A 6,992-nucleotide genomic window follows, 5' to 3' on the forward strand; every position below is an offset into this window, starting at 1 on the left:
GGCGGGCGGGGCGGCGGCATGCCACCTCGGGACCCGGTCGAGGGTCAGCGACGCGGCGACGCCGGACGACAGCGCCGGTCGTCCACCGAGAGCTGGTCCATCGCGAGCAGACACACGCAGAACGCGTGGTGCTGCGAGGACGCGACGGCGGACATGACATCAGTGCACCATCCAGGCGCCGGGGATGCAACGTCGTGGTGCCCGACTCCTGCGGACCCACGGCCCCGGTGATCGTGGCGGCAGGAGGCTCAGCTGATCCGCATGTGGACGCGGACGGTGGTGTCGTCGGAACGCCGGTGGATCCGCACGAGATCGACGGTCTGGTGGACCAGCCACAGCCCGTGCTCGACGTCGGGCGGCTCCGGCGGGAGGCGCCCGGCCAGCGGATCGCTGATCCGGCCACCGTCCTGGAGCTGGCACCGCACCTCGGAGTCGGTTTGCCAGACGATCAGCAGCCCGGCCCCGCCGGCGTGCGCGATCGTGTTGACCGCGAGCTCCTGCACCGCGCGCAGCAGGTCCGTGATGCGGGCCGGCGCCATGCCCGCCCGCTCGGCGACGCCGTACACGAGCCGGCGGGCCGCCCGCGGGCCGGTGCGGGGATCGACGACGAGCATGTCGGCGTCGTCGGGAGGTTCGGAGAGCGGCCGGTCGAAGGACGCCGCGACCGCGCCCGGGTCGGTGTAGGCGGGGCTGGGCCACTGCTGCGTGCCCTCGGCCAGCACGGGATGGGTGCGGGTCGCGTCCGTGAGCACGGCGGGCTCCAGCCGGGCGGCGTCGTACGGGCACAGGATCGCCGCGGGTGCGGCGCCGAGCGCCACGTTGATCAATGCCTCGTGCTCGGCGCAGGCCGGGTACTCTTCGTCGGTGCGACCGGCCCAGATCGGTTCGCCGACGATGCGCACCCGGCGGCCCCGGTGCTCGTCGACGAAGGCGCTGAGCACCCCGCCGATGATCCGGCCGGGGTTGCGCCCGGCCAGGCCCATGTCGGCGAGGCGGATCCGCCGGGCGTCCTGGCCCAACCCGGCACGGACCAACTCGAGATTCGGGCCGGGCACCGCCACGAGCACCGGCTCATCCGACTCGAGGCCGCCGCGGACGAAGTCCACCACGCTGTCCCGGTAGCCCTCGTCGTCGCGGTAGAAGAACGCGTAGTGCTGCAGTGGACCGGACCCCGGCGCGGTCGTGGCTCCACTCACGACCGGGGCACCCTTGATGAGGGATGTCATCGATGCTCGTCGCTTTCGGTAGTAGCGCCGACGACGCTACCTCCCCGCTCCGTGACACGACGACGTCCAAGCGGTCGACGGTCCGTCACCAGGTGTGAACGGCGGGAATGTGGCGCGCGTCGCGCCGCGGTCAGCGCGCGACCGGGACGGAGACCCCGATCCCACCCCGGGTCGTCGCGCCGTAGCGGGCGATCTCGGCGTCGAGGTCGAGCGGTCGGGTGACGAGTTCGACGGTCTCGGGCAGCAGTTCGGCGGGGACCAGCCAGCTCACCTCGAACTCGATGCCGTCCGGGTCGTGGGCGTAGAGCGCCTTGGTGCTTCCGTGGTCGGACGCGCCGACCAGTGCACCGCGCTCGGCCAGGACGCCGGCGATCCGCTTGAGCTCGGCGAGGGTGTCGACCTCCCACGCCAGGTGGTAGAGCCCGACGGTGGTGCGACCGGCCTGCGACGGTCCGGCCTCCGAGCCGAGCGCGAACAGCCCCAGGTCGTGGTCGTTCGTCGAGTCCTCCGCCTGCAGGAACGCGGCGCGCCCGGGGATGGAGGCCTTGGTTCGGAAGCCGAGCGCCTCGCGGTAGAAGGCGACGCTGCGGTCCACGTCGCGTACGTAGAGGACGGCGTGGTTGAGGCGCTGGACTGGCATCGGGGCTCCCGGAGCAGGAATTTGAACCTTCAAATGACACGGTAGCACCAAAACATGAAAGTTCAAGTTTTGTGCCGTAGTCTGATCCGGTGGATGGCGACACCCGGTGGTTGACCCCTGATGAGCGCAGCGCATGGCTGTCGTTCGTCGCGACCGTCTCGCTGCTCGAGGCCGCGCTGGACCGGCAACTCCAGCGCGACGCCGGGATGCCGCACGCCTACTACCAGATCCTGGCGATGCTCTCCGAGGTCCCCGGGCGCACGCTGCGGATGACCGACCTCGCCGCCATCACGCAGAGCTCGCAGAGCCGGTTGTCGCACGCCGTCTCCCGGTTGGAGCGCAACGGATGGGTCCGGCGCCGGCCTTGCCCGGACGACCGTCGCAGCACGCTCGCCGAGCTCACCGAGGCCGGCTTCGCCGCGCTGGCCGCCGCCGCCCCCGGACACGTGCGCAGCGTGCGGGAGAACCTGTTCGACCAACTGGACCCGGAGCAGGTCGGCCAGCTGCGCGACATTTGCCAGGCCGCACTGCGCCGGCTGACCGCCGCGCCGGACGCCGTCGTGCTGCCCGGAGCCTGTGAGGCGGCCCCCGACGCGGAGGCCACCGCCGGCTGACGGGGGTGGCGCGCCGCGGTCCGTACGCACCACGATGGCGGCGGGGGACAGGGGGAGCGGCGATGCGGATCGCACGGGCCGGCCTGGCGCTGGTCATGGCACTGGCCGCGCTGCTGAGCGGGTGCTCGGTCGCGGTCGAGGGGACACCGGCGGCCGCGGCGGGCGGTGGCGCCGGACTGGCCGCGACCGCGTTCGTCGACGCCCGGGCCCGGTTCTCCCTCGTCCCCCCGCACGGCTGGGCCCCCGACACCAGCGGCCGGCAGGAGACCACCGTCGTGTTCCTCAACGCCCGCCCCGATCCCGCGCCGCCGGGGCCGTTCCTGTCGAACATCAACGTGGTGGTGCTGCCGGCCGGTGCCGACCTCGCCGCGACCGTCGTCGGGGCCCGCCGGGAGCTGGCGGACCTCACGGCCTACCGGCCGGTGGAGGACGAGGCGGCGTCGCTGGCCGGTGGGCTCCCGGCGCACGTGCTCGGCGGCACCTTCACCCGATCCGGATACACGCTGCGCAACCTGCAGCTGTTCACCGTGTCCGAGGGCTCGACGTTCGTCGTCACGGGCACCGCGCTCGCCGACCGCTGGGACGACTACCGCGCGCTGTTCGACGCCTCGCTGCACACGCTGACCGTCCCGGCGTGACCCCTGCCGCTCGGCCGGTACCGGGCCCGGGGCCTGCTGGCAAGCTGTCTGCCATGGGAACTTTGGTGCTGTTGCGACACGGGCAGAGCGTGTGGAACGCCGAGAACCTCTTCACCGGCTGGGTGGACGTGCCGCTCTCCGAGACCGGCGAGCGGGAGGCCCGCCGCGGCGGCGAGCTGCTCCGCGAGGCCGGTCTGCTGCCCGACGTCCTGCACACGTCGCTGCTGCGCCGCGCGATCTCCACCGCCAACCTGGCACTCGACGCCGCCGGCCGGCACTGGATCCCGGTCCGCCGGGACTGGCGGCTCAACGAGCGGCACTACGGCGCGCTGCAGGGCAAGGACAAGAAGCAGACCCTGGAGACCTACGGCGAGGAGCAGTTCAAGGTCTGGCGCCGCTCCTACGACACCCCGCCGCCGCCCATCGAACCCGGCTCGGAGTTCGCCCAGGACGGCGACCCGCGCTACGCCGACCTCGGCGCGGCGGTGCCCGGCACCGAGTGCCTCGCCGACGTCGTCAAGCGCCTGGTGCCGTATTGGGAGGAGGCCATCGTCCCCGACCTGCAGGCCGGACGGACCGTCCTGGTCGCGGCACACGGGAACTCGCTGCGCGCGCTGGTCAAGCAGCTCGACGGCATCTCCGACGCCGACATCGCCGAGCTCAACATCCCGACCGGGATCCCGCTGCGCTACGACCTGGACGACATGCTGCGCCCGACCGTCCGGGGCGGCACCTACCTCGATCCGGATGCCGCCGCGGAGGCGATCAAGGGCGTCGCGAATCAGGGGCGCTGACGCCGGTTCGCCCCGCAGAGTGAACGGGGCGTGAACGGCGACGGAAATGTCCCGGTTCGGAGGGTCAGCAGCGTCACGACCGGCCGCTCGGACTGGCACCGGGGCCCGCCCGGCTGCCTACGATGCGGCCGTGACCGCGCTGGCGTGCCTCCTGCTGGCGGCCGGAGCCGGAGTGCTCGGCCTCGTGGTCGGCGTCCTGGTGGGCCGTCGGCGAGCTGTGCGCACCCATCGCCGGGACGTCCGCCGCGGCCCGACGATGGCGGAGCTGCTGCAACGGGTGTTCCGCTCGTCGGGGGCCGGCCTCGTCGTGCTGAACGCGGCCGGCGACGTCGTGCTGCACAACCCCCGGGCGGACGACCTCGGCGTCGTCCGCAACGGCCGGCCCGACGCCCGCGCCTGGGCGGCGTGTCAGCAGGTGCTGCGGACGGACACGCCGCAGGAGGTCGACCTGTCGCCGCTGGAGTACCGCGGCCGCCAGCCGACCGCGGTGCTCGCCCACGTCTGGCCGCTGGACGACGGGTTCACCGTGGTCGAGGCGGCCGACACGTCCGAGGCGGTGCGCCTGGAGGCCACCCGGCGCGACTTCGTGGCCAACGTCAGCCACGAGCTCAAGACGCCCGTGGGTGCGGTCGGGCTGCTGGCCGAGGCCGTCCTGGACGCGGCCGACGACCCGGTCGAGGTGCACCGGTTCGCCACCAAGATCCTCAAGGAGTCCACCCGGCTGGGCGCGCTGGTCACCGAGCTGATCGCGCTGTCCCGGCTGACCGGCGCCGAGCGGCTGCCCGAGCTGGCCGCCGTGGACGTCGACGAGGTGGTGCAGGAGGCGCTGGCCCGGTGCCGGATCTCCGCCGAGTCCGCCGGGATAGAGATCACCGTGGACTCGCCGTCCGGGCTCGAGGTCGACGGCGACCGCACCCTGCTCGTCACCGCGCTGTCGAACCTGGTGGAGAACGCGATCGCCTACTCGCCGAGCGAGGCGTCGGTCTCGGTGACCCGGCGGCGCAACGGCGACATGGTGGAGATCGCTGTGACCGACCGCGGCATCGGGATCGCCCCGGAGCACCAGAAGCGGGTGTTCGAGCGGTTCTTCCGGGTCGACCCGGCCCGCTCCCGAGCCACCGGCGGCACCGGCCTGGGTCTGGCAATCGTCAAGCACGTGCTCGCCAACCACGGCGGCGAGGTCCGGCTGTGGAGCAGCCAGGGCACGGGTTCGACCTTCACGATGCGACTGCCCGCGCGCGACGCCGCAGACGCCGTCACCGGCACCGACGGGGTGCTGCCCGCCGAACGTCCCGACGCAGCACGGCCTGCCGGGAGAGCTGGAGGATGAGATGACCAGGGTGTTGATCGTCGAGGACGAGGAGTCCTTCGCCGATCCGCTGGCGTTCCTGCTGCGCAAGGAGGGCTTCACCACCGCGGTGGCCGCGACCGGCCAGACCGCGCTGGAGGAGTTCGACCGCAACGGCGCCGACATCGTGCTGCTGGACCTGATGCTGCCCGGGATGAGCGGCACGGACGTCTGCAAGGCGCTGCGGTCCCGTTCGGCAGTGCCGGTGATCATGGTGACGGCCCGGGACAGCGAGATCGACAAGGTGGTGGGTCTGGAGCTCGGGGCCGACGACTACGTCACCAAGCCGTACTCCGCCCGCGAGCTGATCGCCCGGGTGCGGGCGGTGCTGCGCCGCGGCGGGGAGGGCGGTCCGGAACCCGACGGCGCGGCCGGGGTGCTCGAGGCCGGTCCGGTACGGATGGACGTCGAGCGCCACGTGGTCAACGTGAACGGCGAGGCCGTGGCCCTGCCGCTGAAGGAGTTCGACCTGCTCGAGTACCTGCTGCGCAACGTCGGCCGGGTGCTGACCCGCGGGCAGCTGATCGACCGGGTGTGGGGCGCGGATTACGTCGGGGACACCAAGACCCTGGACGTGCACGTGAAGCGGCTGCGCTCCAAGATCGAGTCGGACCCGTCGGCGCCGCGCCACCTCGTCACGGTCCGCGGCCTCGGCTACAAGTTCGAGGCCTGACCCGCTGATCAAGGGCAGAGGGGGCCTTGTTGATCTCCGCCAGCCCCCTTCTGCCCTTGATCAGCGGTAGCGGGGGGATCGGCGGGCGAGGGCTGTCGCCAGTTGGGCCATGAGGGGTGCGGGGTTGCCGAAGACGTCGGCGTCGGTGGCGTGGTAGACGTCCCAGCCCCGGTCGGTGAACCAGTTCTGGCGGCGCCGGTCCGATCGTCGCCGGGCCGCCCCGTCGTGGTCGGCGCCGTCGTACTCCAGGCCGACCTTCGCCTCCTCCCAGCCCAGGTCGAGCCAGCGCCGGACGCGCCCCCCGTCGTCACGGACCGGTAGCTGCGGCGTCGGTGGCGGCAGACCGGCGTCGTGGCAGAGCAGACGCATCCGGGACTCCTGGGGCGACTCCGCCCGGGCGTCCGCCAGATCCACGAGCGCGCGGGCCCGCCGGACGCCGGGGAGGCCGGTGTGGTGCTCGATCTCTGCGGCGAGCGCCTCCGGGGTGCAGGCCCCTGCTGCCAGCGCGGCGTCGAGGATCGGCAGGGCGTCCAGCCGTCGCAGGGTCCGGGCGAGGTCGACGGCCGTACGGTTCGCGTCGGTCGTCGCCGTCGCGCAGCGCAGCGTCGTCACATCGCCCGGCCGGATCAGGAGCTGATGCGGCCAGAGTTCGTCCCGGCGGGTGCACGGCAGCGCCGTTCCGACGACCACATGGGTCACCGGGTCGTCCAGGACGCCGAACCCGAGCAGCTCCGCGGCGGTGTGCAGGCAGGCGGGTACCGGTCGGCCGATGCTCAACCCGGCGGCGTGCACGCGCAGCCGGGCCGTCGGCTCGCTGCCGGCGTGCCGGTAGGACCCGGTGAACACGCGCTTCCACTGCTGCGAGCGCACCCGCGCCCGCAACTCGTCGCGCGTGTAACAGGAGAGGATCTGCCGGGTGCTGAACGCGCCGTGCTGGCGGGCGGCCGCGTAGCGGAGGGGAGAGCGCATGCGCCGACGGTGGGGCACCCCGCCGCCCTCCAGCCCCGTCCATTGCGGACCTGTGGACAAACCCCGCCCATTGTGGACAACCACCCGCGC

8 protein-coding genes are annotated in these 6,992 nt (G+C 73.0%); 5 read left to right on the forward strand and 3 right to left on the reverse strand.

Features of this window, described 5'->3' with window-relative positions:
• Nucleotides 1-248: 248 nt before the first annotated feature.
• Both HF519_RS28740 and HF519_RS28745 read right to left on the reverse strand, forming a co-directional pair.
• A complete protein-coding gene (locus HF519_RS28740; RefSeq protein ID WP_169416115.1) occupies nucleotides 249-1,226 on the reverse strand; it encodes a sensor histidine kinase in 978 nt (325 codons plus the stop codon).
• 130 nt (nucleotides 1,227-1,356) lie between these two features.
• Entirely contained in the window at nucleotides 1,357-1,866 is a 510-nt protein-coding gene (locus tag HF519_RS28745; RefSeq protein WP_169416116.1) for a VOC family protein, read from the reverse strand.
• Nucleotides 1,867-1,955: 89 nt separating this feature from the next.
• Between HF519_RS28745 and HF519_RS28750 the strand changes: the two genes are divergently transcribed.
• The 5 genes from HF519_RS28750 (at nucleotide 1,956) to HF519_RS28770 (ending at nucleotide 5,933) form a co-directional block, all read left to right on the forward strand.
• Nucleotides 1,956-2,480 (forward strand): MarR family winged helix-turn-helix transcriptional regulator, encoded by a 525-nt coding sequence (locus HF519_RS28750; protein ID WP_169416117.1) that lies wholly within the window; start codon nucleotides 1,956-1,958, stop codon nucleotides 2,478-2,480.
• A 62-nt stretch (nucleotides 2,481-2,542) separates the two neighbouring features.
• Entirely contained in the window at nucleotides 2,543-3,118 is a 576-nt protein-coding gene (locus tag HF519_RS28755; protein ID WP_169416118.1) for an LpqN/LpqT family lipoprotein, read from the forward strand.
• Between the two features lie 44 nt (nucleotides 3,119-3,162).
• Nucleotides 3,163-3,912: a phosphoglyceromutase gene (locus tag HF519_RS28760; RefSeq protein WP_169416122.1), complete on the forward strand. Its 750-nt coding sequence runs from the start codon at nucleotides 3,163-3,165 to the stop codon at nucleotides 3,910-3,912.
• Nucleotides 3,913-4,042: 130 nt separating this feature from the next.
• On the forward strand, nucleotides 4,043-5,242 hold the full coding sequence (locus tag HF519_RS28765; protein ID WP_312860415.1) for a sensor histidine kinase: 1,200 nt from the start codon (nucleotides 4,043-4,045) through the stop codon (nucleotides 5,240-5,242).
• A gap of 1 nt (nucleotide 5,243) precedes the next feature.
• Nucleotides 5,244-5,933: a response regulator gene (locus HF519_RS28770; protein WP_169416120.1), complete on the forward strand. Its 690-nt coding sequence runs from the start codon at nucleotides 5,244-5,246 to the stop codon at nucleotides 5,931-5,933.
• A gap of 60 nt (nucleotides 5,934-5,993) precedes the next feature.
• On the opposite strand, the gene HF519_RS28775 is transcribed toward HF519_RS28770, so the two are convergent.
• Nucleotides 5,994-6,902, reverse strand: a complete 909-nt coding sequence (locus tag HF519_RS28775; protein WP_169416121.1) for a type IV toxin-antitoxin system AbiEi family antitoxin — start codon at nucleotides 6,900-6,902, stop codon at nucleotides 5,994-5,996.
• Nucleotides 6,903-6,992: the final 90 nt, after the last annotated feature.

The sequence above is a fragment of the Pseudonocardia bannensis genome (genome assembly GCF_012911875.1).
GTDB lineage: Bacteria > Actinomycetota > Actinomycetes > Mycobacteriales > Pseudonocardiaceae > Pseudonocardia > Pseudonocardia bannensis.